At 36.2% G+C, this 25,204-nt stretch carries 25 protein-coding genes and 1 pseudogene; 19 read left to right on the top strand and 7 right to left on the bottom strand.

The features are described from left to right. Nucleotides 1-230: 230 nt before the first annotated feature. Nucleotides 231-824, top strand: coding sequence for a hypothetical protein (locus CDZ89_RS17155; RefSeq protein WP_096155615.1), 594 nt, complete (start codon nt 231-233; stop codon nt 822-824). Between the two features lie 384 nt (nt 825-1,208). Continuing rightward, nucleotides 1,209-3,521 (top strand): RNA polymerase recycling motor HelD, encoded by a 2,313-nt coding sequence (gene helD / locus CDZ89_RS17150; protein ID WP_100334075.1) that lies wholly within the window; start codon nt 1,209-1,211, stop codon nt 3,519-3,521. Between the two features lie 321 nt (nt 3,522-3,842). On the opposite strand, the gene CDZ89_RS17145 is transcribed toward helD, so the two are convergent. After that, a complete protein-coding gene (locus tag CDZ89_RS17145; RefSeq protein WP_227521541.1) occupies nt 3,843-4,814 on the bottom strand; it encodes a sensor histidine kinase in 972 nt (323 codons plus the stop codon). A gap of 13 nt (nt 4,815-4,827) precedes the next feature. Continuing rightward, nucleotides 4,828-5,526: a LytR/AlgR family response regulator transcription factor gene (locus CDZ89_RS17140; protein ID WP_096155613.1), complete on the bottom strand. Its 699-nt coding sequence runs from the start codon at nt 5,524-5,526 to the stop codon at nt 4,828-4,830. Nucleotides 5,527-5,702: 176 nt separating this feature from the next. On the opposite strand from CDZ89_RS17140, the gene CDZ89_RS17135 reads away from it, so the two are divergent. The 3 genes from CDZ89_RS17135 (at nt 5,703) to CDZ89_RS17125 (ending at nt 8,672) form a co-directional block, all read left to right on the top strand. Beyond that, nucleotides 5,703-6,452 (top strand): ABC transporter ATP-binding protein, encoded by a 750-nt coding sequence (locus tag CDZ89_RS17135; RefSeq protein WP_100334074.1) that lies wholly within the window; start codon nt 5,703-5,705, stop codon nt 6,450-6,452. After that, on the top strand, nt 6,442-7,599 hold the full coding sequence (locus tag CDZ89_RS17130; RefSeq protein ID WP_100334073.1) for an ABC transporter permease: 1,158 nt from the start codon (nt 6,442-6,444) through the stop codon (nt 7,597-7,599). The genes CDZ89_RS17135 and CDZ89_RS17130 overlap by 11 nt, the downstream gene beginning before the upstream one ends. Before the next feature lie 314 nt (nt 7,600-7,913). Then, nucleotides 7,914-8,672: a transposase gene (locus CDZ89_RS17125; RefSeq protein ID WP_100334072.1), complete on the top strand. Its 759-nt coding sequence runs from the start codon at nt 7,914-7,916 to the stop codon at nt 8,670-8,672. A 356-nt stretch (nt 8,673-9,028) separates the two neighbouring features. On the opposite strand, the gene CDZ89_RS17120 is transcribed toward CDZ89_RS17125, so the two are convergent. After that, nucleotides 9,029-9,832 (bottom strand): hypothetical protein, encoded by an 804-nt coding sequence (locus CDZ89_RS17120; RefSeq protein WP_100334071.1) that lies wholly within the window; start codon nt 9,830-9,832, stop codon nt 9,029-9,031. A 172-nt stretch (nt 9,833-10,004) separates the two neighbouring features. Here CDZ89_RS17120 and CDZ89_RS20325 point away from each other — a divergent pair, with 172 nt between their 5' ends. Both CDZ89_RS20325 and CDZ89_RS17115 read left to right on the top strand, forming a co-directional pair. After that, nucleotides 10,005-10,127 (top strand): hypothetical protein, encoded by a 123-nt coding sequence (locus CDZ89_RS20325; protein ID WP_264755095.1) that lies wholly within the window; start codon nt 10,005-10,007, stop codon nt 10,125-10,127. A gap of 12 nt (nt 10,128-10,139) precedes the next feature. Further along, on the top strand, nt 10,140-10,409 hold the full coding sequence (locus CDZ89_RS17115; RefSeq protein WP_227521594.1) for a DUF6054 family protein: 270 nt from the start codon (nt 10,140-10,142) through the stop codon (nt 10,407-10,409). Between the two features lie 61 nt (nt 10,410-10,470). On the opposite strand, the gene CDZ89_RS17110 is transcribed toward CDZ89_RS17115, so the two are convergent. Next, nucleotides 10,471-10,749, bottom strand: a complete 279-nt coding sequence (locus tag CDZ89_RS17110; protein WP_100334070.1) for a hypothetical protein — start codon at nt 10,747-10,749, stop codon at nt 10,471-10,473. 237 nt (nt 10,750-10,986) lie between these two features. On the opposite strand from CDZ89_RS17110, the gene CDZ89_RS17105 reads away from it, so the two are divergent. From CDZ89_RS17105 to asnA, 8 genes and pseudogenes are all read left to right on the top strand, one after another. Then, nucleotides 10,987-11,997, top strand: a complete 1,011-nt coding sequence (locus CDZ89_RS17105; RefSeq protein ID WP_096155606.1) for a DUF1646 family protein — start codon at nt 10,987-10,989, stop codon at nt 11,995-11,997. A gap of 197 nt (nt 11,998-12,194) precedes the next feature. Continuing rightward, the gene (locus CDZ89_RS17100) at nt 12,195-12,461 is read left to right on the top strand and encodes a hypothetical protein (protein WP_157842780.1); all 267 of its coding nucleotides are present in this window, start codon (nt 12,195-12,197) and stop codon (nt 12,459-12,461) included. Beyond that, complete coding sequence (locus tag CDZ89_RS19790) at nt 12,458-12,619, top strand: hypothetical protein (protein WP_157842779.1); 162 nt, start codon at nt 12,458-12,460, stop codon at nt 12,617-12,619. Before CDZ89_RS17100 ends, CDZ89_RS19790 begins: the two co-directional genes overlap by 4 nt. Further along, on the top strand, nt 12,616-12,777 hold the full coding sequence (locus CDZ89_RS20020; RefSeq protein ID WP_198508256.1) for a hypothetical protein: 162 nt from the start codon (nt 12,616-12,618) through the stop codon (nt 12,775-12,777). Before CDZ89_RS19790 ends, CDZ89_RS20020 begins: the two co-directional genes overlap by 4 nt. A 394-nt stretch (nt 12,778-13,171) precedes the next feature. After that, nucleotides 13,172-13,816, top strand: a complete 645-nt coding sequence (locus CDZ89_RS17095; protein WP_100334069.1) for a YczE/YyaS/YitT family protein — start codon at nt 13,172-13,174, stop codon at nt 13,814-13,816. A gap of 319 nt (nt 13,817-14,135) precedes the next feature. Continuing rightward, a pseudogene (locus CDZ89_RS20575) lies at nt 14,136-14,441 on the top strand (HAMP domain-containing protein); the annotation flags it as partial. Continuing rightward, nucleotides 14,439-15,386, top strand: a complete 948-nt coding sequence (locus CDZ89_RS17090) for a methyl-accepting chemotaxis protein (protein ID WP_406564932.1) — start codon at nt 14,439-14,441, stop codon at nt 15,384-15,386. The pseudogene CDZ89_RS20575 and the gene CDZ89_RS17090, both read left to right, overlap by 3 nt. Nucleotides 15,387-15,813: 427 nt before the next feature. Further along, complete coding sequence (asnA, locus tag CDZ89_RS17085; protein WP_100334327.1) at nt 15,814-16,815, top strand: aspartate--ammonia ligase; 1,002 nt, start codon at nt 15,814-15,816, stop codon at nt 16,813-16,815. 256 nt (nt 16,816-17,071) lie between these two features. On the opposite strand, the gene CDZ89_RS17080 is transcribed toward asnA, so the two are convergent. Both CDZ89_RS17080 and CDZ89_RS17075 read right to left on the bottom strand, forming a co-directional pair. Beyond that, on the bottom strand, nt 17,072-17,551 hold the full coding sequence (locus tag CDZ89_RS17080; RefSeq protein WP_100334067.1) for a CBO0543 family protein: 480 nt from the start codon (nt 17,549-17,551) through the stop codon (nt 17,072-17,074). A 185-nt stretch (nt 17,552-17,736) separates the two neighbouring features. Further along, complete coding sequence (locus CDZ89_RS17075) at nt 17,737-18,012, bottom strand: hypothetical protein (protein ID WP_096155599.1); 276 nt, start codon at nt 18,010-18,012, stop codon at nt 17,737-17,739. An 807-nt stretch (nt 18,013-18,819) separates the two neighbouring features. Here CDZ89_RS17075 and CDZ89_RS17070 point away from each other — a divergent pair. The 4 genes from CDZ89_RS17070 to CDZ89_RS17050 all read left to right on the top strand — a co-directional run bounded on the left by CDZ89_RS17070 (nt 18,820) and on the right by CDZ89_RS17050 (nt 24,385). Continuing rightward, a complete protein-coding gene (locus CDZ89_RS17070; RefSeq protein WP_096155598.1) occupies nt 18,820-19,725 on the top strand; it encodes a nuclease-related domain-containing protein in 906 nt (301 codons plus the stop codon). A gap of 1,131 nt (nt 19,726-20,856) precedes the next feature. Next, complete coding sequence (locus CDZ89_RS17060; RefSeq protein WP_100334065.1) at nt 20,857-21,615, top strand: CsxC family protein; 759 nt, start codon at nt 20,857-20,859, stop codon at nt 21,613-21,615. A gap of 337 nt (nt 21,616-21,952) precedes the next feature. Then, complete coding sequence (locus CDZ89_RS17055; protein WP_406564904.1) at nt 21,953-22,747, top strand: CsxC family protein; 795 nt, start codon at nt 21,953-21,955, stop codon at nt 22,745-22,747. Between the two features lie 147 nt (nt 22,748-22,894). After that, nucleotides 22,895-24,385 (top strand): hypothetical protein, encoded by a 1,491-nt coding sequence (locus CDZ89_RS17050; RefSeq protein WP_157842778.1) that lies wholly within the window; start codon nt 22,895-22,897, stop codon nt 24,383-24,385. Between the two features lie 25 nt (nt 24,386-24,410). Here CDZ89_RS17050 and CDZ89_RS17045 read toward each other — a convergent pair whose 3' ends face one another. Next, nucleotides 24,411-25,193, bottom strand: a complete 783-nt coding sequence (locus tag CDZ89_RS17045; protein ID WP_100334063.1) for a CsxC family protein — start codon at nt 25,191-25,193, stop codon at nt 24,411-24,413. Nucleotides 25,194-25,204 lie beyond the last annotated feature (11 nt).

Below are 25,204 nucleotides of genomic sequence, written 5' to 3'. Positions count from 1 at the left end.
TTGTGGAGAAAATAAGGCGATAGAGCCAGTTCCCAAGTTTGGTAAAACCTTAAAGCATTGGGGGTCTGGCCAGTTTTTCGAAGTAACTAGTTGTAGTAATAATCATTCATTATTTCATTGTTTTGGATAGGGATATCTTAATAAGGTTACAATACACAGAAAAGAACTAGTGTTATTCATTGGATTTCTTAAATTTATCAAATTTTTACTATTTGAAGGGTAGAAGTGGAATGGTGAATAAACAACAATTAAATTTGGAAGAAATAATTGATTTACAAGAACTTGTCTCTAAGAAATGGCTAGACTATTGGCAACAGTTTTCGCATTTTGGTACTTGGCAATTTTGGGTTAACTTATCCATGTTTATAATTCCATTAGCTATATTATTTTACAAGATTGATCGAAAAAGAGCGATATTATTAGGGTTTTATGGAATTAATTTCAATCTTTATATTTCCTACATCGTTTCATACGGATTGAAAAATGGACTATGGGCATTCCCGTTTCATTTTTTCCCCTTTTTACCTGAAAATGTAAGTTTAGATTCATCTCTTATCCCTGTTTCCTTTATCTTAATGTATCAATGGACATTAAACAAAGGTAAAAATTATTACGTTTATTCTATTATACTAGGGGCAGTATTTTCCTTTATTTTCAAACCATTACTAACTATGCACAACATGTTTCAGATGTATAAATGGGTAAATTACTTTCACATCTTCCTTGTTTATGTCTTTGTCATTTTTCTTTCAAAATGGGTAACTAATTTGTTTATTTATCTAGAAAAAGAAGAACATGCTAAAAAAAGTGAAAAAAGATTTTAATTTTTTGGTATAAAGCCCCCCTGTATGCTAAAAATGCTGCGTACTGGGGTTTATTCATATTTTAAGTGCATATTTCGGTGTCAGTCCACCGTCGGGTAATCATCGTCTAGCTGAGAACTCTTGCTAAAACATAAAAAGAGTAGTATTTACCTTGAAAACGGTAAATACTACTCTTTTTTATATGGATTGTGAGATAGTTTAATGGAAAAAGATTAAAAATTGTAAGTCCAACACATTGAAAAAAATAAGATCTTGTGGTAAATTTATATAGATATGCATTGTTTAATTGGTATTTAAATATATTATCCCTATTATAATTATACAATGAAACCGGTGCGTTAGTCAACCCTTTTATAGAATTTTTTTAAGGAGTGAGTGTTTGCTATGAATTCAGAACTTCAGCTGGATCAACAACGAGTAGGCAGTGTAATGGAGACAATTACGGAGGAAATCAACAGACTGGAAGAAGAAACGGTAAGACGTAAAAACGAAGTAGTTGGTATCCGAAGACACTTTTGGGATGAAGTCAAAGTAAATACGGATTCCTTTGATGATTACCTTGAAACCATTATCGGCTTGCGTCAAGAGGCCCAAGCGCTGTCCGTAAGTCAAAGCACCCACAGACATGCATCCAAACGTTTATCCACGCTGCGCCGAATGGAGGAAATCCCGTACTTCGGGCGGATTGATTTTATGGAAGAAGGAACTTCAACTCAGGAACAAATCTATATTGGTATCTCCTCGCTTACTGATACTAGCGGGGAAAATTTCCTGATCTACGACTGGAGGGCTCCTGTCTCGAGTGTCTATTATGATTACGAGCCTGGTCCAGCTAAGTATGTAACACCAGAAGGCGAAATCGAAGGCATATTGGAGAAAAAGTGGCAATACATTATCCGTGGCGGCGTGCTTCAATCGATGTTCGATACGAGTCTTACGATTGGAGACGAGATTTTACAGCAGGTTCTGGGAAAAGGCAAAGACAAACAAATGCACAACATAGTAGCGACCATTCAACAGGAGCAAAACAGGATTATCCGTCATGACCACGGGAGATTGCTCATTGTTCACGGTGCAGCTGGCAGTGGCAAGACATCAGCAGCTCTGCAACGGATTGCTTATTTACTCTACAAATATCGAGATAATCTGAATGCGGATCAAATTATTCTATTTTCTCCTAATTCGATTTTTAACAGTTATGTGTCTAATGTGTTGCCTGAAGTTGGTGAAGAGAATATGCAGCAGGTCACATTTCAGGAATACTTGGATCATCGGCTGAGTAAAGAGTTTCAAGTTGAAAATCCATACGAGCAATTGGAATATGTTTTAACCGCAGCAAAGACTCCTGCGTACAGGTCAAGGCTTGCAAGCATCCGTTTTAAAGCATCTACCCGTTTTTTTGAGGCGATTCAATCATACAGACAGTCACTAGAATTATCAGGAATGCTATTTAAGGACATTACCTTCAGAGGGAAACCAATCGTTACGGCACAACAAATAGCAGAATGGTTTTACAGTCAAGACACGTCACTCCGTTTCCATAATAGACTTGAAAAATTGACAGAATATCTATTGAAAAAAATAAATGAGGTCCAAAAGGTCGAAAGAACAAAGCAATGGGTACAGGAGGAAATCGAGCTACTTAGCGAAGATGATTATCATAAGGCACACGCCTACTTAGCGAAAAAACGCGGATTTAATAGAGAGTCGATTGGCGATTATGAGATCGAGCCAGCCGCACTTGCCCAATTGATTGTTCACCAAAAATTGAAGCCGTTGCGAAAGAGAATCCGAACGTTTCGTTTTGTCGATTATAAGGGTATTTACAAGCAACTATTTACTGATTCCCTGCAGATCAAACAGTGGATCGAAGGGGAGACACCAGCGGAGTGGGCGGCAATATGTCAAGGAACACTAGATATGCTAGAGGAAGATAAATTATTTTATGAGGATGCAACCCCATTTTTACTTTTGAAAGAGTTGATCGAAGGCTTTCAGACAAACAGCTTGATCAAACACATCGTTGTTGACGAGGCGCAGGATTATTCACCTTTTCAATTCGAGTTTCTAAAGCGTTTATTTCCTTCTGCAAGAATGACTGTGCTAGGTGACTTTAATCAAGCAATATTCGCACATGCTAGTGAAATGGTAGATTTTCATACACTTACCAATCTATACGGACCAGATAAAACGGAATTGATCAATATAACACGGAGCTACAGGTCAACAAAACCAATCATCGAATTTACACGAAGACTAGTACCTAACGGCGAAAGGATTATCCCTTTTGAACGTGACGGTGAGAGACCCGAGCTAAAACAATTGCACGATCACGCAGAACTGCACAGCTGCATTGCCTCCAAAGTCGCCGAGTTACAAAGTGTTGGCTATCAAAGTATTGCGATCATATGCAAATCTGCGGAGGAAAGTGTACGTGCATATGAATCTCTGTCTGGCATTGATGAAATGAAACTCTTAAAGAGCAACTCGATTGAATATGAGCAAGGAGTAGTTGTCATACCGTCATACTTGTCCAAGGGTATCGAATTCGATGCCGTCATTATTTATGATGCATCGGAGCATGTATACGGTGAGGAGAGTCTGCGCAGAGTTTTTTATACTTCCTGCACGAGAGCAATGCATTATTTGCAGCTTTACAGCGTAGGAGAACCGAGCCCATTTTTGCGGGATGTATAGGTGATAAACCGGGGACGGGGGTTGAATTCTCATTCTTTCCAAATGAGAAAATAGCCCCCGTCCCTGTTTTCTCCTCAAGAAAAAATAGTTGCCGTTAAAAATAAATGTCTAAAATAAATTAAAGGGATTACTGAAAATCAAATAAAAAGTTTGGGAAAGTGATTTATTAAAAGTAAATCACTTTAAAGATATTTAACTTCTTCAACGGCCTCTTAGAGCATTAACCTGTTATGTTATTTATACAACATAAGCCATTTTGACAGGGTGTGTCCCCCATTTTGGTAAAACTTTAACGTGGGCTGGCACTCCAAATAATTCATTCTATTTAATTGCGGGAATCTTAATCTTAACTTCAAATTCTTCCTCTTTGTAGACAAAGTCTAAGAAGCCTTGGTGTTCTTCAACAATTTCTTTAATTACCTTTGTGCCAAGTCCTTCGTGGCTTCCGCCTTTTGTCGTTTTACCGTACGTGTGGAAAAGTTCGTCGAGTACTTTGGTAGGTATTTGCAGGCTATTATTTTTGCATTTTAGTATATAAAGGCCACTTCTTTTATAAAATTGCACGGTTACTGTCGCTTGCTTTCTGCTCTTCTTTTGCCATTCTTCCGAAGCATCTATACTATTTGTAAGAAGATTACCTATAAGTGTCACCATTTTCTGGTCAGGTAAAGGAAGCGTTGATAAAGGTACATCTAGGTCATAAATGAGATCAACATTCAATTTCTTCGCCCGAATGTAGGCTTGGTGCAAGACGCCAGCAACTACACCACTTTCTCCTTTTATAGAGAAATTTGTTTCCTCGTAGCTATCTACTAGTTCATCTAAATACACTTTCGCCTCTAACTCTTTCTTATTTTCCAACATAAAGTGAATAGCAGACACATGCTTTAGAAAATCATGTCTTTCGCTTCGAACAACTCGGAAAGTTTCATTAATTTGCTCCAACTGCTCTTCGTGTTTATCAATAGTTCTTGCCAATTCCGCCGTTCCTTTCGACCAGCCAGTTCTAATTATTTCTAAACTAATAAATAATACGAATAAAATAAATGACATCCAAATAGAAGAAGATAGCAAAGACAAAAGTAATACTAGTACTTGTAAAACCACTAAAATCAAATTCCATCTGAAAGGCAAATTTTCTACCTGTAGTAAAACAGTACGATACAAATAAAATACGATTCCTAGTATGAAGAAAATGCTAACAAAGATAGGTATTACATCTTCAAGCAAAGATTGTAGGTGGAAAAATCCTAAAGCTCCAATTATAAGCCAATATAAGTTCTTCTTCTTCACGTTCATTCACCCTTTAAAAATAATGCTGTTGTAAAAATTCCACTTTATCTTTTGTAATCATTGCTTGTTCTTCAAGTCCTTCAAAGGAAACGATGTAAGAATTCTTTGCGTAAAGCGAGAAATTTTTTACATAATGGATATTAATGATGAAAGAACGATGTGATCGGAGAAAATCTCGTTCTCGTAATTCACCTTCAAGTTCATTTAACGTTTGGTACGTTTTAATTGGTCCTGTTTTCGTGAAAATCGTCGTAGAACGACCAGATCGTTCGATGAACACGATATCTTTCTTTTGTACGATATGAATGTCATTTTTTTGTTTCAAATAAAGTCTACCAGCAATTTCTGCTGCATTAGACTTTTCTAAAATCCGCTCTATACTCTTCACTAAACGGTCTTTCGGATAAGGTTTCATGATGTAGTCATGGACATTTAGTTCAAAAGCGTGAACAGCATATCCACTATTTCCCGTAACGAATATGACCGCTATATTAAGGGCGTGTGAGTGAATAATATCTGCTAGCTCGTATCCTGATAGATTAGGCATCTCAATATCTGCAATTAACAAATCTACCGCTTTTTTCTTTATGTACTCATAAGCTTCTTCTGCAGATTGGGTGGAAAACACAATCTCTACATTAGGAATACCCGCTACAATCCCATTCAATTTATCTAAATCTATATACCTATCATCTACAAGTCCAACTTTCATTGTTCCGCCTCACTTGTATTCCTACATATTTTCCAAACATTCTCTTATTTTACCATTCTTACAGTTATTTTGACATATTCACGACATGAAATGGAACATTCACGACCAAACTACTGATTCGACTTGCGTTTCTTTGTATGATAAAACCAAGAAACCAAACAAAAGAGGTGGAAAAGATGATTGAAATTCGAGAAGTAACAAAGAAATTTCAAGACAAAAAGATATATGTAACGGCTCTAAAACATGTATCCTTCAACATTAATAAAGGAGAAGTGGTTGGACTACTAGGAGAAAATGGGGCAGGGAAAACGACTTTACTACGAACCATTGCAACGCTATTAACCCCTACAGATGGGAAGGTTACTGTTGCGGACTATGATACTGTGAAAAATCCTGATCATATTAAAAAGAAAATCGGGGTGCTCTTTGGAGGGGAAACAGGCCTTTATGATCGTTTAACAGCTCGAGAAAATTTAGAGTTCTTTGCGACACTTTATGGGTTAAGTAAACATGAAACAAAGGTGCGAATCGACGAATTAGCAAAAATGTTCGGTATGAGAGATTACTTGGATCGTAAAGTTGGCGGGTTTTCCAAAGGAATGCGTCAAAAAGTTGCGATTGCTAGAACGATTATCCATAACCCAGACATCATCCTTTTCGATGAACCGACAACAGGACTTGATATTACGTCCTCGAATGTGTTCCGACAGTTAGTGCACCAACTTAAACGCGAAGGGAAAACGATTATTTTTTCTAGTCACATCATGGAAGAAGTGACAATGCTATGTGACACAGTGGCGATGATGCATAAAGGAGAACTTGTCCATCACGGCTCTCTAGAATCTCTTTATGAAGAAGAAGGAAGCAAAGATTTGAACTACATTTTCATGAGTAAATTAGTTAGGGGGAATGAATATGTTTCGTAATATGTATCTCAAAGAAATGAAAGACTCTTTTCGGGACCGTCGTACATTATTGTTAACAGTTTTACTTCCAATCGTCATGATGACAGGTCTTGTTCTCTTCTATGAGCGTTTGGTAGAGGAGGGGGCAGATGAAAGGTACCAACTAGCTGTTGATCAAGCGTTCAGTCAACAAGAAGAATCTTTACTTGCTAATTTTTCTAATATTGAACTTGTAAAAGTAGAAGATCCGACTGCAACATTACAGGAAGGTGACGCCCAAGCAGCATTAATATTAAGTGAAGATTTCATGGGAAAAGTAGCGAACGGAGAAGAAGCAACAGCAACGATTATTGGCGATTCTTTTAGTCAAAAGTCTTCACATTTAATGACGCAAGTGACAGTAGCATTAGGAATCTATGAAGCTACTGTCATTGCAGAGCGTTTAGACGGAGAAGGTATTCCTCAGCAGCTAGTTCAACCGTTTGTACTGGAACAAAAAGAACTAACTGAAGAAAATGTTAACATCAATTTAATTGCTATGCTAATACCGTTAATTTTGGCTTTAGCAATCGGTATTGGTGCAAGTCCATCTGCTGCTGACTTATTTGCTGGAGAAAAAGAAAAGAAGACGATGGAAGCATTATTAATGACGCCTGTAAACCGCATGACGCTACTAATGGCTAAATGGCTAACCATCTCGTCCATTGGCGCAATTACAGGGATTGTCACACTCGTTGTGGTAGCTCTAGAGATTAACTTTTTAACAGAAAACTTAAAAAGCGCAGTCTCGTTTGGCGAAAACGCATATTTAGTAATCGGTGCAGCGTTTTTTGTATCCATCGTCTATTCCATGTTTGTCGCAACATTATTAATGGTAGCTAGCATCATGGGGAAAACAGTGAAAGAAGCACAAAGCTATAGCACACCAATATTAATGGTCGCTGTATTTCCATTAATGATAACAACTGGAATCGGCATTAACGAACTATCGTACCAACATTTTGCAATACCTATTATGAACTTCTTTACGATTTTAAAGGAACTTAGCTTCGGAATCGTAAACTACCAACACCTTGCCATCATGATCGGCAGCAACATACTGTGCATCATCGCAGGGCTAATCATCAGTAGAATAATGTTCTTGAAAGATAAATGGGTAATGAACTAGAGCGGTTTTGAGGTGGGTTAATGGGTTTTGGGGTCAGGAATTATGACCCACCTTTTTTGGGAATGACCGTGTTAATTTAATTGGAGAGTGGGTTAAAACTTCTGACCCCAAAAACCCACTTGACATAAAAAATAAAAAGTCATAAAATTCTAATAGTTCAAGTCCTCTTTCCACTTCTTCTGATATATTCCTTTCCTTCTTAATCATGAAAATTCTATTCAAAACTATTTGATACCAAAAACAAATAAAAAATTAGAGAGTGAGTTAGAGTTCCTGACCCTAAAAACCACACCAGAAAGTGAGGTGCAATTATAATGCCTAGGGCTATGCGGAGAAAAAGTAGTACTGGTGTTTATCATGTGATAATGAGGGGGATTAATCGGCAAACAATATTTGAGGATGCAAATGATAAAAAAGTTTTCATTGGTAAGCTGAGAAAGTTAAAAGAACTATGTAACTATCAACTATATGCTTATTGCCTTATGGACAACCATGTTCATCTGTTGATTAAGGAGTCGAAAGAGGTACCAATCTCGGAAGTTATTAAACGGATTAGTGCGAGTTATGTATTATGGTACAATTCAAAGTACGAACGAAGCGGTCATTTATTTCAAGGTCGTTATCGAAGCGAACCGGTGGAAACGACTGATTATTTTCTCACAGTACTTCGTTACATCCATCAAAACCAACTGAAAGCAGGCTTAGTGAAGACAGTTTTTGAAAGCAGTTGGACAAGCTTGAATGAATACCTTACCTATCCTACCCTCGTCAATACAGAATTTGTCCTTAACCTTTTTTCGAAAAAAACAACTGAAGCCACTGCGCTATTTAAAAAACACATGTCTAAACAAAACGATGATGTCTGCTTAGAAATGGAGGTGAAACCTTCTGACTTTGAAGTCGTTTCTTACTTAAACAAAATTGGAATCCCCCATAAATCAGTTCTTCAACAACTCGAAAAATCAAAAAGAAACGCCATCCTAGCCGAAATGAAAAAACTAAAAGGAGTCTCAATAGTACAACTATCTAGAATCACTGGAATATCTAGAAGTGTAATCCAAAGGGCGAAGTGAGAAGGGATAGGTGGTTTTTGGGGTCAGGAGTAACTGTCCACCATATTTTGGGGAAATGGGTTATAACTCCTGACCCCTCAACCCACTTTTTTTACTATAATATATAACATAATAGACAAAGTAGTAGAAAGAAACATAAGCAAAAAACTTATAAAGCTATTGAAGTAAAATACGATGGACAAAATTAATAATAAACATGAAAGTAGTAAAACGCATAAAAATAGTATTTGTTTGAATGTACTCATCATTACTCCTTACTGATCACGACCGTATCGTCTTATTATTCCAAGTAAGCTAAGGTGTCTGCCCCCAGTTTAGTAAAACTATTGCCTACTGGGTCAACACACATTTCACTACTACTGCCTATCAGAATAAGCTTCTAACAATTCTTCTCTGCCATCCTTATAAATAACCTCGATCAGAATAGATGTGGCATTGGGATTATGTAAGTTTAGACGCCACGTATTTCCGCCATTAGCTCTTGTTCTTTTTCTTAAAGGAACAGTTCGAGTAAGCTCATTCCCATTATATAGAAGCGCACTTACAGACTCCGCCTCGAAAAATTCAAATAATACTTCCCATTGCTCTAATTCCATGTCAATCTGAGTTAATACATCATTATGATCAAGGCTTGAACCAGAACCCATAATCATTACCGGAGAGGGGTAATAATATTCACTCGGTATGGTAGCAACCGCCCCTGTTTTGATGGAGCTCCCTTTTTCCACTAACTGAAACTCGTATTCGGCAGTTGGAACAAGCACAATTGGTACGGTAAAAGTAGCATCGCCAATTCGTCTCATCTCGGAAATCTTCCAATTCTCATCTCCAGTTACACGATACTGGTACTGAACCGTCGAGTCTCCACCTACTTCTCTCAACGTAACTTCATAGTCAAAGTGAAGAGAAGACGGGGTTGAAAGATTCTCGTTCGGAACATAGTGTTCTTCTGCAATCCAACTATTACTCTCTTTGAATTCATAAAACGCTTGCTCGATATAATATTGTTGCTGCTGTAATTGCTCTGTCACTCTATCTGAATTTCTTATGTTATACCGAAGTTCATTGTCTAATGTGTTTACTTTTTTACTAAGGTTATAGTTCGCAATTAAACTAACAGCTAACCCGATACTTAAAGTTATGAAAATACCTTTTTGCATATTGTTTCACCTCCACATGACAATTCTAGGAACCGAAATTAATCTTAATATGTATATTTTACTATGGATTCAAAATTTTGGTAAGAGGGAGAAGTTAGGGACGGGGTTACATTTCTCATTCTTTCCAAATGAGAAATATAACCCCGTCCCCGTTTTCTCCATTGCAGGACTAATGGCTTTTTCTGTGGAATTAACTAACCATTACACGGAAAAAGTAATTATGGGAGATGATGAAACTGTCATGGCAAAGTATGAAACGATCATTAAAGGTAAGTTTGAAGAAGTAGTCAATTAGTTACAAAACGATATTCGTAATAGTGGTATTAGCATGAACTTAGTGGATGAGAGCGACTATGCGACGGGAGATACTAAAATAGCAGTTCGGGTTTATGATAAGTACTATATGAGAAATGGAAACAGAGCCAGTTTGAGCCTGACAGTTGTTGGTTTTGAAGAGAAAGTCTACATTACAGCAATTAGTGCAGGTGGAGGCAGTGGAGTTATCTTTAACTTTAGCCTTGGTGCCGAAAACGACATGGTGGATATAGTACAAAGAAGTGTAGAAAAAATGGGTTAAAGAACGGCAGTGAAAAACACCTTGAATCATCGTGAATCAAGGTGTCTGACACTCAGCATCATTATTTCCATTCAATAGGTAAAGAATCAATGGCGTTGAAATACTTATATTCGTTTAAGATTTTGTAGTGGCCGTAATCGATGTTAAGTGCTTCCCGGTTACCAAGCGTAATATATCCGTCTTCTGTTATATGAACGTTTAATCTACTGTTTTTGTTTACTTCCACGAAAAACGTATCTCTACGAAGGCCCATGCTTTCAAAAGGTGGGTGCTCGACTTTTTCTAATTCTAATCCTTTAAAAGTGGACATAAGCTCGTTGATAAGTTCTTCATCCGTCAAAAACACTTGAGAGCTATTAGCACTAAGTTAATATAAGCTCGATGAAGTTCAACTAGTACAGGCAGCAAAGTATAAGGGTATGGCAGTAAGTTGAGGGGACACTTTGGTGCAAAAATGCATCGAAGTGTCTGGCCCTTTAATGCATTTTTACGAATATTTGTCCTACTCCAAATCATATGATGAACTGTTATCCCATTAATAAGTTTTAATAGTAAGTACAGGGAGTGTTCATTCATTATGGAATTAGGATTATTGCTAATATTTTTGGTCGTGCTAATCATCCCATTAACTGTAAAAATAATAGAAAGAAATATGGAGATGTTTCTCCTTTTCATGGGTGGAATAACAGTAATAATAAGCAACGTGTTAAACTGGCCTCTTTTTATAACTGCTGCCACCGATCCAATTAAAATTACGCTTGCCGTTTTCGGGGCGGGATTGATTTTTAAATGGCTGCAAACTCCCACTCGTATCATGGTAGCCCATGTAAGAAAAAAAGTGAGATTTACTTACTTGGTCTTTTTCCTTGTCGTTATTTTAGGAGTAGTGTCAAGTCTCATTACAGCAATTATTGCGGCGCTGGTACTCGTTTTTATCATTTCCGAGCTAGAACTTGGTCGAAAAGATGAAGTGAGACTTGCCATACTGGCCTGCTTTTCTATCGGATTAGGTGCAGCGATTTCTCCTATTGGGGAACCATTGTCTACGATTGCAATTAGTAAGCTAAATGAAGATATTTTCTATCTATTTAAGCTTATAGGAAAAGAAGTGCTGTTAGCTTTATTTATCTTTGGGGTATTGGCGGCTATTTTTGTAAAAGACACGGCGAAGGTAGAGGAGAATGTTGGTGAAATAAATAAAAAGGAAAGTTATGAAGATATTTTAGTACGAGCATTAAAGGTATACTTTTTCATTATGGGGCTGACTTTTTTAGGGGCAGGCTTTGAACCTATCATTTCCACCTATTTTTTATCCCTAGATCCATCCATCATATATTGGCTAAACATGACATCAGCGGTATTGGACAATGCAACACTCACCGCAGCAGAACTAAGCCCTGAGTTAGAAGACGATACCGTACGAGTGCTGCTGTTAGGCTTACTAATAAGTGGAGGGATGTTGGTTCCTGGTAACATACCTAATATTATTGCCTCAACGAAACTTCGTATTACGAGTAAGGAATGGGCAATGTGTGGCGTACCTCTTGGATTAATCATGCTTGTTTTTTATTTCTTTTTTGTACTATAAACAATTGAGTTTTGTGGACACTTTGGCGAAAATGAGCCAATGAATCGGTGGGACATGAATCGGAGGGACAGACACTTTGGTGCAAAAATGCATTGAAGGGTCTGTCCTTTGATGCATTATAAAAAGAAAGTGCGATTCATAGCAAGAATGAACCGCACTTTGAGTAGGAAAAAGAACAGAAAGTGCGTTTCAGAAGAGTGATGAAAGGTACTATTGGTAGAGTAGAAGAGGAAAGTGCCGTTCACAGAAGGGATGAACCGTACTTTGAGCAAGAGAAAGAACAGAAAGTGCGTTTCAAGAGAGTGATGAAAGGTACTATTGGTAGAGTAGAAGAGGAAAGTGCCGTTCACAGAAGGAATGAACCGTACTATGAGCAAGAGAAAGAACAGAAAGTGCCGTTCATAGAAGGAATGAACCGTACTTTAAGCAAGAGAAAGAACAGAAAGTGCGTTTCAGAAGAGTGATGAAAGGTACTATTGGTAGAGTAGAAGAGGAAAGTGCCGTTCACAGAAGGAATGAACAGCACTATAAGCAAGAGAAAGAACAGAAAGTGCCGTTCATAGAAGGAATGAACCGTACTTTAAGCAAGAGAAAGAACAGAAAGTGCGTTTCAGAAGAGTGATGAAAGGTACTATTGGTAGAGTAGAAGAGGAAAGTGCCGTTCACAGAAGGAATGAACCGCACTTTGAGCAAGAGAAAGAGAAGAAAGTGCCGTTCATAGAAGGAATGAACCGCACTTTGAGCAAGAGAAAGAACAGAAAGTGCGTTTCAGAAGAGTGATGAAAGGTACTATTGGTAGAGTAGAAGAGGAAAGTGCCGTTCACAGAAGGAATGAACAGCACTATAAGCAAGAGAAAGAACAGAAAGTGCCGTTCACAGAAGGAATGAACAGCACTATAAGCAAGAGAAAGAACAGAAAGTGCCGTTCATAGAAGGAATGAACCGCACTATGAGCAAGAGAAAGAGAAGAAAGTGCCGTTCACAGAAGGAATGAACCGCTCTTTGAACAGGAGAAAGAATAAAAAGTGGGGTTCAAGAGCAATGAAAGGCACTTTCAGTAGAGTAAAAGAGAAATGGTCGTGACAAGCTCCCCTTCACTCAAAACGTGGTAACATATAATTTAGAGATCCGAAATAAATATGTAATAGAAAGAAGCGGAAAGGGACTTGTTAGTATGGTTAAACCTTATAGTTTGTTCATTTTAAGCACCATCATTTTAGGATTAGGTATTTGTCTAGTAACAATGGCTGACCTTGGTACGACTGCTATTACGAGCCCACCATATGTAATGAGCCAATTTGTCCCAATTAGCTTTGGAATGTTAGTGATGTTAATGAACACACTTTATGTATTCATTCAATTTAGCCTTTTAGGTAGTAAATTTCCTAAAACACAGTATTTGCAGCTGCTTGTAGGTCCTGTTTTGGGTGTGGCAATAGATTCCTGGTCTTATATAATTTCTTTCATTCCACAACCGTTTTATTCTGTTCAATTATTCATGGTGGTTTTAGGCTGTGTCGTTATTGCGCTTAGCATTGTATTACAATTGAAGGCGAACGTCGTGAATAATCCAGCTGAAGGAATTGTAAAAGTAATTGCCATTAATACAAATCAACCTTTTAGCAAAATAAAACTAATATTTGATGTTGTTTTAGTTATCATTGCCTTAATTATTTCCACTACAGCATTGGGAACGATTTATGGGGTTCGAGAAGGAACGATTATTTCCGCAATCCTTGTAGGCCCGCTTGTAAAAGTAATCCAGAATATATCTAACGTTGAGCGGTTTTCTCCAGAGCCAGTTAAACTTGAGAAATAAAATATTCATGGCCGGTGCCACAGTTTTTGGTGTGCTGGCCTTTTTTTCTGCCGGAATCCATTTCAGAATTACTGTTCGTTTAGTGAAAAACGAATGTTAAGTTTATTATAATTAAATAACGTTCGATATAAAACGTTAATTATATGAGAGAATAGGTTTACTATTCGTTTTTCGTTTAGTAATTGAACATTATGAAACTCTCTCGCCTATATAGATGTTTTAATTATCTGAATATTATTGAAACAATCGGAGTAATACATTATGATTAACTAGTAGTAATTATCTATGAATATAATGTAATAGTCTCAGGAGGGCATTTATGATTAGTTTTAGGTGGACAGTTTCAAAGAAACTTTACGCTGGCTTTATTAGTGTAGTACTTGTACAAAGTGTATTAATTAGCTTATTATCATCCATTACATACAAGGAAGGAATAATATTTCTTCTAGTAGGCCTTTTCATCGGTTTATTCATTGCATTTTTCGTATCACGCATGATAACAAAACCTCTTGAAATCGTAAATCTAGGAATGAAAGAAGTAGCAGAGGGGAATTTAACGATCGATCCTATAGAAGTGAAAACGAAAGACGAAATGGCCGATCTTGCAAATTCCTTTAATATAATGGGGACAAATCTTGCTAATTTAATTAGAAAAGTACAAGTAGCTTCTGAAATGGTTGCCTCCTCCTCACAACAACTACTAGCAGGTTCAGAGCAAACATCTAGAGCAACAGAGCAAATTACGGAAGCCATACAAGCAATTGCTAGTGGATCGGAAAACCAAGTGGGGAGTGTAGCATCTGCAAATCAATCTATTTTTGAAGTAGCAAAAGGGATGGAACAAGCTTCTCAAGCTATTCAAACAGTAACTGATTTAAGTATAGAAACGAATCATAAAGCACAATCTGGCAACGAAACGGTATCTGAGACGGTAGCTCAAATGGGAACCGTACAGAACCGTGTTTCAGAAATTGATATTCATATTACTAGTTTAAAAGAAAGCTCAAATGAAATTGGCGAGATTACCGATCTGATCTCTAAAGTTTCTAGTCAAACTAATTTACTAGCGTTAAATGCGGCAATAGAAGCTGCAAGGGCGGGGGAGCATGGCCGTGGTTTTGCAGTAGTAGCAGATGAAGTAAGAAAATTAGCCGAAGAATCGAGCAATGCGACGGAAAAAATTCGCCAAGTTATTGAAAAAGTCCAAGAAGATATTGTAAATGTCTCTAAATCAATGAATGAAGGTACAAGCTCTGTTACACACGCAATCGAAAAGGTAAATGAAACTGGCAGGTCTTTTCAGGAAATTACGCAAATGATCGCAGGTATTACATCTCAAGCGCAAGAAGTATCTGCTGTTGCAGAGGAGATAAGTGCTAGTTCCGAAGAGATGGTGCAGCAAATGAAAGGTATTACAACTATCTCCGAACAAACTGCTGACAGCTCTCATATGGTTGCTGCATCTGCAGAAGAGCAAAATGCCTCCATGGAGGAAATTGCTGCATCTGCAAATGCTTTAAGCAATATGGCACAAGAGCTACAAGATCATGTTTCTATTTTTCGAGTGTAAATAAATAGAATTAGCTATGAAGTAGTAATCCTTTGTAGTTGAATCAATTTCATAATTACTGTTCGTTTAGTGAAAAACGAATGTTAAGTTTATTATAAGTAAATAACGTTCGATATAAAACGTTAATTATATGAAAGAATAGGTTTACTATTCGTTTTTCGTTTAGTAATTGTACATTATGAAACTCACTCACTCAGTTAGCTAGCATAATAAACGTTCACCAATTACCAAGGTGGGCGTTTATTTTTTCTTTCTTCACCTTCTACCTTCTGCGATGCAGCAGACAGAAAGCTATATTGGTATTTTACTATTCCTCTTTATGAAATTTGAAAGCCCATTTATCGAACAAATTAGGTATTCTCACCATAAGTTACATTATTTAGCGAAAACAATTTAGTAAAGTGAGGTAAATAGTGTGACAAAACCTATGATTATTCCTTCTGCATACAAATCAAAGCTAAGTCCGATTGAAACGGAAATCGCGATTAAACAGGTGAAGGAGTATTTTGAAAGAGACTTATCGGATAAACTTCGATTAGTGAGAGTTTCTGCCCCCTTATTTTTACAAGCAAAAACGGGTCTTAATGATAATCTGAATGGCGTGGAGCGAACCGTAACGTTCGATGCCCTCGACATAAAAGGAGATAAACTCGAGATTGTTCAATCACTTGCCAAATGGAAAAGAACCGCCCTAGCTAAATATGGATTTCCAGTCGGTACTGGGCTTTATACAGACATGAATGCCATTAGAAGAGACGAAGAACTCGACAACCTGCATTCCATCTATGTGGATCAGTGGGATTGGGAAAAAGTAATTTCGAAACAGGAACGTGCCATTGAAACAATAAAAGTAGAAGTAGAAAAAATATATAGCGCTATGAAGTCTACAGAAAGGCACATTCAGGAGTTATACCCTAGTCTAGAGCCTGTTTTGCCAAAAAAGATTCATTTCACGACAGCACAGGAACTAGAAATACTCTATCCATCTTCTACGCCAAAAGAAAGAGAAGATGCGATTGCAAAAGAACATGGGGCAGTGTTTATTATGCAAATCGGTGGAAAATTACGTTCAGGTGAGAAACACGACGGACGTTCCCCAGATTATGATGATTGGACAATGAACGGAGATATCGTTGTTTGGTATCCAACTTTAGAGCGTGCCCTTGAATTGTCCTCCATGGGTATAAGAGTAGATGCTAAGGCATTGCTACGACAATTAAAAGAGGCAAACTGTGAAGAACGAATCAAATTGGATTATCATCAAGCCATCCTCCATGGAAGACTTCCATACACAGTCGGAGGAGGAATCGGCCAATCGCGATTATGTATGTTTTTCTTAAAGAAAGCTCATATCGGAGAAGTGCAAGTATCAGTTTGGAATGAAGAGATTACTAGGGAGTGTAAGGAAGCGGATATTTTTCTACTTTAATAGTGTGTGAAGTTATCCCCCAATAATGCCTAGGTATCAAGTGATCGTTTGCGTTAATTCCAAGAAGGATTGTCACATTTTTTATGGCGATTTTTTGATAACTACAGCTTTTGTAAATAATACTGGTTTACATCCAGTTTTACATGGACACTTCCTAATCTTCTGAAGTTAGATGCATAAGTATTTTATAATGTGAAAAGACGAAGGGACCACTATCCTCTTCGTCTTTTCGTATAGATTGACCTTCCTGCAAAAATTAATTGTTAGCTTCCTTAAAGAACCATCTCTGATACCGTCTCCCGACATAATAAGTAAACCAGATGGATAGAAAACTCCAGTACCATTTCCATTTTTTATACTTAATCAATTTTGTGTATTTTACAGCGATTATTTCCAACAAAGTGATAGAAGAAGTATAGCTAAAATAATATAAGAGCTTATTCCAAAAGTTCCTTTTTTCTGGATAATGAATATTAAATAGTACATTTAAGCTGGGTAATACAAAATATTCAAATGTGAAGCTGCTTTTGATCGATTTTTTGAACAAAGTCCTAAACGGATATCTTATCATATCTTTTTCCACAATAAGCAACCCAAAAAGCCAAGTGACTGCTTGTTTAAATAAAAAAGCAACCATTGCTTCGCGTAATCTATGTATTGGGATGAACTTAATTAACAAAAAAGTCATCGCCAACCAGGAAGTAATTTCTATTACTTTTTCTTTTTTGTAAGCCATTCGTGCGTGCACCTACCACTTATTTGGAAATTAGTTATACTTCCATGAATTTATTGGTTAGAAGTAATTAGTGATAATATGTACAAAAGCCAGCGGAATTATATGCGAAAGTAAATAAAAATATTAAAAACCAGCCCCAGTAAGTTGGTACTCAAACTAACAGGGGCTGGCTCCTATTATTAAATTTATGCTTTTGAATCCGTCGCTCTCCTCATCTGAAACTTTCTCATTGCCCAAACAATAAGAGAAATAACGATTGAAACGCCAGTGTACAATAAAGCCCATCCAACTAATCCTTCCCAACCAACATTTGCAAAAAGAGGTAACAGCACTGTAGGGATGTTTAAAACGATAAACACAATGATTGGTGTCAATACATACCTTTTGAATCTTACGGTGTTAATTAGAGAAAAAACAATAGTGAATATTGGTGCAATTAGCGCATAAAGTAAATATTCCATAAGGGTGAATTCCTCCTGAACTTTAAACATCTTACACTCTAATGTTAAATGTTGGAGTTGAAGAAGTAAATACTAATTTCAGAAAAGATAGAGTATTGAAAAAAACACCTTTACCTATATTAAACTTCAAATTTTATTTGATTATTACTACTAACCTACTTGACAATAAAACTAAAAAGTCTTAATATTCAAATTGTTTAAGCTCTTTTTCGAGATACTAGAATGCTCCATACTTATTAAATTAGCTTTAATACTTCCTATGTAAATTACAACTAATAATTTCCATAACTTGAAATGGGGAAAGAAAGTGATTTTAATAAGGATTTTTTTGAAAGGAATAGGACAAGCTCTTGAAAGAAAAAAGCCTTCCACTTTAGCAGTAATACTATCCACTAAAACATCAAATCATACTTTCGCTTTCCACTAAAAATAAAAACTTCACTTTAATAATTCAATCTAAGTAATAGAAAAGCAATATCGTACAATTTATTAATATTAACAACATCGCTAGGTGGTTTTCGCGGAAGGTATACTTTCGCCTTAATCTTTAATAGCACAAATGAAAGAATGGCAAGAAGTAAGGAATGCTCATTCAAAGTTAAAGAATGTAGTGGAATTTGCTTGAATTTGAATGGAAGACAAAGAATCTCCCATCTCGATTTACCTATTTCTAGAGAGCAAGGATAACATTGTTAACGAAAGCTTAAGGCGACTTGCAAAAGAATTAGTTATGCTGCATTTGGAAAAGTATCAGATTTAAAGAGTTCATAGAACAGAATAATAATTATTTTAGAAAGGTTGGTTGTAATGGCATATAAAAATCGCAATGAGTCAACAGAGTTACTTATATTAGATTACTTAAACAGCAGGATGGTTTTGTCAGAAAGTGATAAGCGACATTTCATAAATTTAAAAAAGGGCTATGAGGGAGAAAAGATTTTTGATTCTTTGATAGAGACAATCCAGTCTGATTGTATTATTCTAAACGATTTACTTTTAAAAAATAAAAGCACTATGTTTCAAATTGACTCAACAATAATATTTAAAGATTTAATTTACTTATTCGAAGTGAAAAATTATGAGGGTGACTTTTTCTATGAATCTGATATATTGTATCGATTTCCTAAATCCGAAGTTACAAATCCATTAAACCAATTAAAGCGAACCGAATCCCAATTGAGACAAGTACTCAATAATCTTGGATATAATTTTCAAATTCGACCATTTATCATTTTTATTAACCCCGAATTTACTTTATACAAAACACCTCTTAACATGCCATTTATTTTCTCAGCACAAATCAAGAGATTATTAGAAAAACTAAACGGCTTTTCTTCAACGATAAAGGAAAATCACAAAAAACTAGCGGAAGCATTATGTTCAATGCATATTGAAGACTCGCCATATAAAACCCTTCCAGCATATGAGTACAGCAATTTGAGAAAAGGAGTTTTATGTGAGAAATGTAGAGCATTCTCTAATATTGTTGAAGGCAATACATGTATTTGTAAAGAATGTGGGAATAAAGAAAGGCTCGGGGCCGCTATCATCAGGAGCATTAATGAGTTTAAACTACTTTTCCCAGATCATAAAATAACAACAAATGTCATTCATGAATGGTGTAAAATAGTAGATTCCAAAGAGAGGATACAAAGGGTATTGAAAAAAAACTTTATAAAAAAGGGAACTCATCAATGGATGTATTATGAGTAAAAATTAAGTTATCAAATCGATGGAGTGCGGTTCATAAGAGTAATGAAAGGTACTTAAACTAGAGAAAAAGAAGAAAGTGCTGTTCATAGAAGGAATGAGCCGCACTAATAGTAGGGGATATGCCAGAAAGTGCGGTTCATAAGAGTAATGAAGGGAACTTTAGTTAGAGAAAAAGAGGAAAGTGCGGTTCATAAGAGTAATGAAGGGAACTTTAGTTAGAGAAAAAGAGGAAAGTGCGGTTCATAAGAGTAATGAAAGGTACTTAAGCTAGAGAAAAGAGGAAAAGTACGGTTCATAGAAGGAATGAGCCGGACTTTTAGTTGGGGATGTGCCAGAAAGTGCGGTTCATAAGAGTAATGAAAGGTACTTAAGCTAGAGAAAAGAGGAAAAGTACGGTTCATAGAAGGAATGAGCCGGACTTTTAGTAGGGGATGTGCCAGAAAATGCGGTTCATAAGAGTAATGAAAGGTACTTAAGCTAGAGAAAAGAGGAAAAGTGAGGTTCATAAGAGTAATGAAAGGTACTTAAGCTAGAGAAAAAGAAGAAAGTGCGGTTCATAAGAGTAATGAAAGGTACTTAAGCTAGAGAAAAGAGTAAAAGTACGGTTCATAGAAGGAATGAGCCGCACTTTTAGTAGGGGATGTGCCAGAAAGTACGGTTCATAGAAGGAATGAGCCGGACTTTTAGTAGGGGATGTGCCAGAAAGTGCGGTTCATAGAAGGAATGACCAGCACTTTTAGTAACAGGTACCAAATAGGGACGGGTTTCCTTCGCATTTTTCAAATGTGAAAGAAACCCCGTCCCCATTTTCCCCATTTTACAGCCCCTAAAAACAAAAAATATCTATGTTGATCAATTAAAATTAGATTCCCATCTGGATCCTCGATCGTAAAGGGAGCTGGTGCTTCATTTCTTTCATCTTGGTTTTTTCTTGAGAAAGGGACGAGGTTAGTCCGAATTTTCTTCTTATAAATTCAAATTCCGATGATCCGGTTACTCTGTTCTAAAATAATTCTATGAAGCTATTAATTTTAGTAGAAAATCCACGATAACACCGATTCATGTATCTATTCCTTCTCTATTAGTTTTGCATACGATAAATTGTATCTGAATTTTAAAGGAGGAAAAAATATGAAATATGATAGTCAAGATTGTATTAACCTAAACCAATCTGCAAATGTAAATCAGTGTCCGAATACTAACGTTGCACCTGCAATAACACCTGCTGGAACAAGAATTTTGAGAGTACCAGTAACACTCGCGGAAATAGCGGTAAGTAGTAATCTAGTTGCTAATGTTACGTTTCCGGAGCCAGTTTTAGAAATTAAAGACGTAAAAAAACGAGTGAAAGTAGTTCATTGCCGTCTATTGTTACCTTCAGCACCACCTCAGTTTGCGGCTGGCCCGTATCCACTTTTCTTAAAAGGTTACGTTAGAAAAAACATCCAATACGCTACTCCTAGCGGAGATGCTTCAGGTTCTTGTGTATCTTCTGATATTAGATCACTAACAATAGATGTTCCGTTTGAATGTATGACACAGGTTACATTAAACTTATCTCCAGCACAATTGCCGGTATTAAATACACGTTCGGAATTTGACTTCTTTCGAGCACAAAGTTTAGGTAATGGATATCCGGAAAAAGATCATTTATTGTCTAGTGATTTATCGCAATTCCATCAATCAAGCACGCAATTCTACAACCAATTACCATATTGTGAGTTAATCTCCAGTAACATTTTACAGTACGATGAGTCAACGGATCGTGAACCATTACAAGGGAACGCTCCATTTGAAGAAGGATTTTTCTATAATATGGTAGAAAAAATGTCCCTGCAGTTTTCGATTAAAGTTCTACAAAATCAACAAGTTCGGGTAACTGCTTTGTAATAGATGGTTTGACTTTCTTAAGTTTAAAAGCGCAATATTAGCATTTGCTAGTAATGTGCTTTTTTGTTATTGAGTAAACTCTAGAATTAGTACTTTGTGTATAACTCTCTATTTTGAGTAGGTTACGTCTAGCTACGGGAGCTTGCTCCATTAAGACTTCCCTCTCCTCCTGTCGATAAGTCAACATCGATTTATTCTTTCAAGGAAGTGTTTCGTTTTAGGACAAATTACATAAAAAGTAATTCGCCTAATTTTTTCCTGTCCCTAGGTTAAGGCCTAGTCTTAGTCATTTATAATGCATACGATGAATTATCTTGACTGAATGGAGGATTATGAAATGACGAATTGCAGTGATGATAACAAAAACAATGATTGGGAATGTAACACTGCCCACCAAATGGAAAGTGTGGAATGTGAACCAGTGGTAAGTGTAGGGAAAGTCGTGACGAAGGTTCCTGTAGTACTTACTGAAGTGAAAGTGCAAGTTAATATTAGTTCAAAAGTGAACTTCCCGGAGCCTGTTCTTGAAATAAAGGATATTAAAAAACGAGTGAAAATTATACAATCTCGTTTATTACTACCAACAAATAAACTATTTATAAAAGGATTTATTCGAAAAAACATTCAATACGCTAGCCCATGTAATGAAATTGAAAAAAGTACAAAAACAACAGTTGCCTCCGATTTACATTCGTATACGATCGATATTCCGTTTGAGTGTGTGACGGAAATAAAAAAATTTTGGAGCAAGCCAATAATGCCGGTAGTAAATACACGTAATGAATTCGACTTCTTTATATCTAAACAACTACCAACGGGGTATCCAGAAAAAGACCAATATCAATCGAGTGATTTGTCTCAATATCATCAGGAAAGCTCTCAATATTATAATGAACTACCATATTGTGAATTAGTATCTAGTTGCATCATCGAATGGGATGAAGCGACCGATAGAACTACATTGCCTTATGAAGCTCCATTAGATGAGGGAATATTTACGAAATTAGAAGAAAAAATGGTATTAGATTTAACTTTAAAAGTACTTCAAAACCAGCAAATTTGCGTCTCTTCTTCCAAGTGTAAACACGAGCACGATCAAAATGATTGTGACTGCTTGTGTGATTGTGAATAATTAAGAAGACTTATGTTCCAAGTTGATATAAGAGGGGAGGGAGGAAAGGCTGCTTATTAAAGCGGAAATTTCCAAAACAGGATGACCTACGATTGTTATGAGTCAGAAGATAACCTCAGGAATATTCAAAATGTAGAAACACTGGATATGCCAAAGGGTGAGGAGAAGAAAAAGAAAAAAACAAAAGCAAAATCTTCTAAGCGCTCAAGAGAAAATTCGCTTAATAGGAATGTTAAGTCCGATAGTGTAACATTACCGAAGCCACTAATACTACCACTTCCACAAGTCGTATCTAATGTAATTTTAAATGAAGATAGCGAAATTAATATAATTAAACATGAAAGGATAGAATTAAATACTTCTAATGAAACGCTAAAGAGTAAAATAGAAGAATTGGATAATAAAGAAGAAACGAAAGAAATTTCATTAACGGAAGTAGAGAAATTAATTGAAAATATTTTATTAACAATCCATCAAACTTCACAACATATAGACCAAAATGCCGAAGTGGAAAAAAACGAAATGGCAGAACATCATAATGAATCAATAGACGAAGAGATTCGCGAAAAACTTGAAGAAGAGCAAGATTTTTTTCATGATGCAGAAGAACTTAAGCAACAATTGGATCATCTGTTCCGAGAAGTGCCCATGATAAGCGATGAACTGGACACTATCGAAGAACTAGGAATAGAAGATACGTATTTTGCTGAAAATGAAGAAATATTAAATCGACCATTAAACGAAAAAAGTGTAAAAGAAAAAACAACGGAAGAATCCTCAAAAGAAATAGATGAAGCTATACGTCATTTATCAACTACTATTAATAATATACATGTGATGAATTCTCCGATAAAGGAAGAAGAACACGTCCATGAAGAGTTATCGGATATTTATAAAAAGGAACAGGAATTCTACTCTGCAAATGAGAAAAAAAATACCGTAGAAAAGCATCGTCGAGTAAGAAAATCTACGTGCGAAAATGACTACAACTTCTTCTTTAGAAAGCCATTAGGAAGCTTTCAAAACGACTCTGTTATGAGCAAGGATAAAAACAATAGTGTTAGAAATCTATGTACAGAAACTAGGATAGAAGCAAGTCATACCAATAAGAAAATGGTGCCAATATTCAAACTGCCTATTTTTCTAGCAGAAGTGAACGCAGTAATAGATATAATTGATTTTTCAAACATGTTGCCACCGTTTGCTGAAGTATTGGAGATGGATTGGAAAGTGCATGCCGTTATAGTTCACGTTTTATCATCTTCTAAGACGGTAGTTGTATCAGGAGCTTTTAGTGCAGTTGTTGATTATGTACCTAAAAATTCCAGTTCCATTCTTTCTAAAAAAATTAAATTTCCGTGGGAAAAGAGTCAAAAAGTAAAGTGGGTAAATAAAATCGAATTACCTTATCGTGAAAAAACAGAATACTTGTTTTATAAAGAAGAAAAAGATGATTCTGTTCATCATAAGTTAGTAGAAAAATTTGCTGAACCAATTGAACAGAACCTCAAAGAAACAAATTTTGTTTGGCACACTGATGCAACTGGTTGTATACAAGGGGTTGTAAAGCTGTCACTACAACTATTTCAACTACAAAAGATAGACCTCGACTTATTAGGGAAGGAATGGGATGTCTAATAAAAGACACCCCATTTTTTCTACTCTATGCTCTGTTCATTCTATTTTTAATTTTATTCATCAGTGGTGATGTTTGGTTTTGTCCAATTGTTTTAGGTGTACATGGCACGTATTTTCGTGGATCCAATTGTTGCGTTTGAAGTAATTTAAGCGCTAAGAAGATTTCCATTTTTTCTGTAACCTTGTTAAATCGGCCAAAGCGATCGAAATCTTTATACAAATCTAACTCAAAGATGTCCGAATATAAAAGTTTGCACTCAATTGGTTCATTGTAATACTCGAATGTAAATGAACCTGACTTACAACGAGTAGCACCGTGTTTAGACTTATCGAGATATCGATATTCTTCCGTTAGAGAACTTTTATTACTGAAGAACTGTTGAGCAGGATTGAAGATTTCTACTTCTTGATTAAAACTAAAAGGAACATCTACACTATAATCCTTTACATATCCACTGCAGGACTCTACATATTGAATGTTTTTATGAACTACACCAGTCACATAAACTTTAGCGATATTATTTCTAAATCTATCAATGTGTGACTCACATTGCTTCAATGAAATATTCTTTCTAATTACTTTTATCTCTCTCGCTGCTGTTGGAAGATGAATGTCTGCTTCCACATTTGCAAACAATTCCACTTCTGCAAGTACAACTGGAACATCGATTACTGGAACATCCTGTACCTCAACAACTTGTGGTGCACTACTATCTACACTACTATCTACACGCTTTGTTTTTGCAGTATCACATGGCTGCGCTGGAGGACATCCTTTTTGCTGATTACAACTTGTATTTCTTCTCACATGTTTCACTC

Source organism: Bacillus alkalisoli, assembly GCF_002797415.1.
Taxonomy (GTDB): domain Bacteria; phylum Bacillota; class Bacilli; order Bacillales; family Bacillaceae_I; genus Bacillus_CD; species Bacillus_CD alkalisoli.
This window is presented reverse-complemented; position numbering and strand designations above follow the sequence as displayed.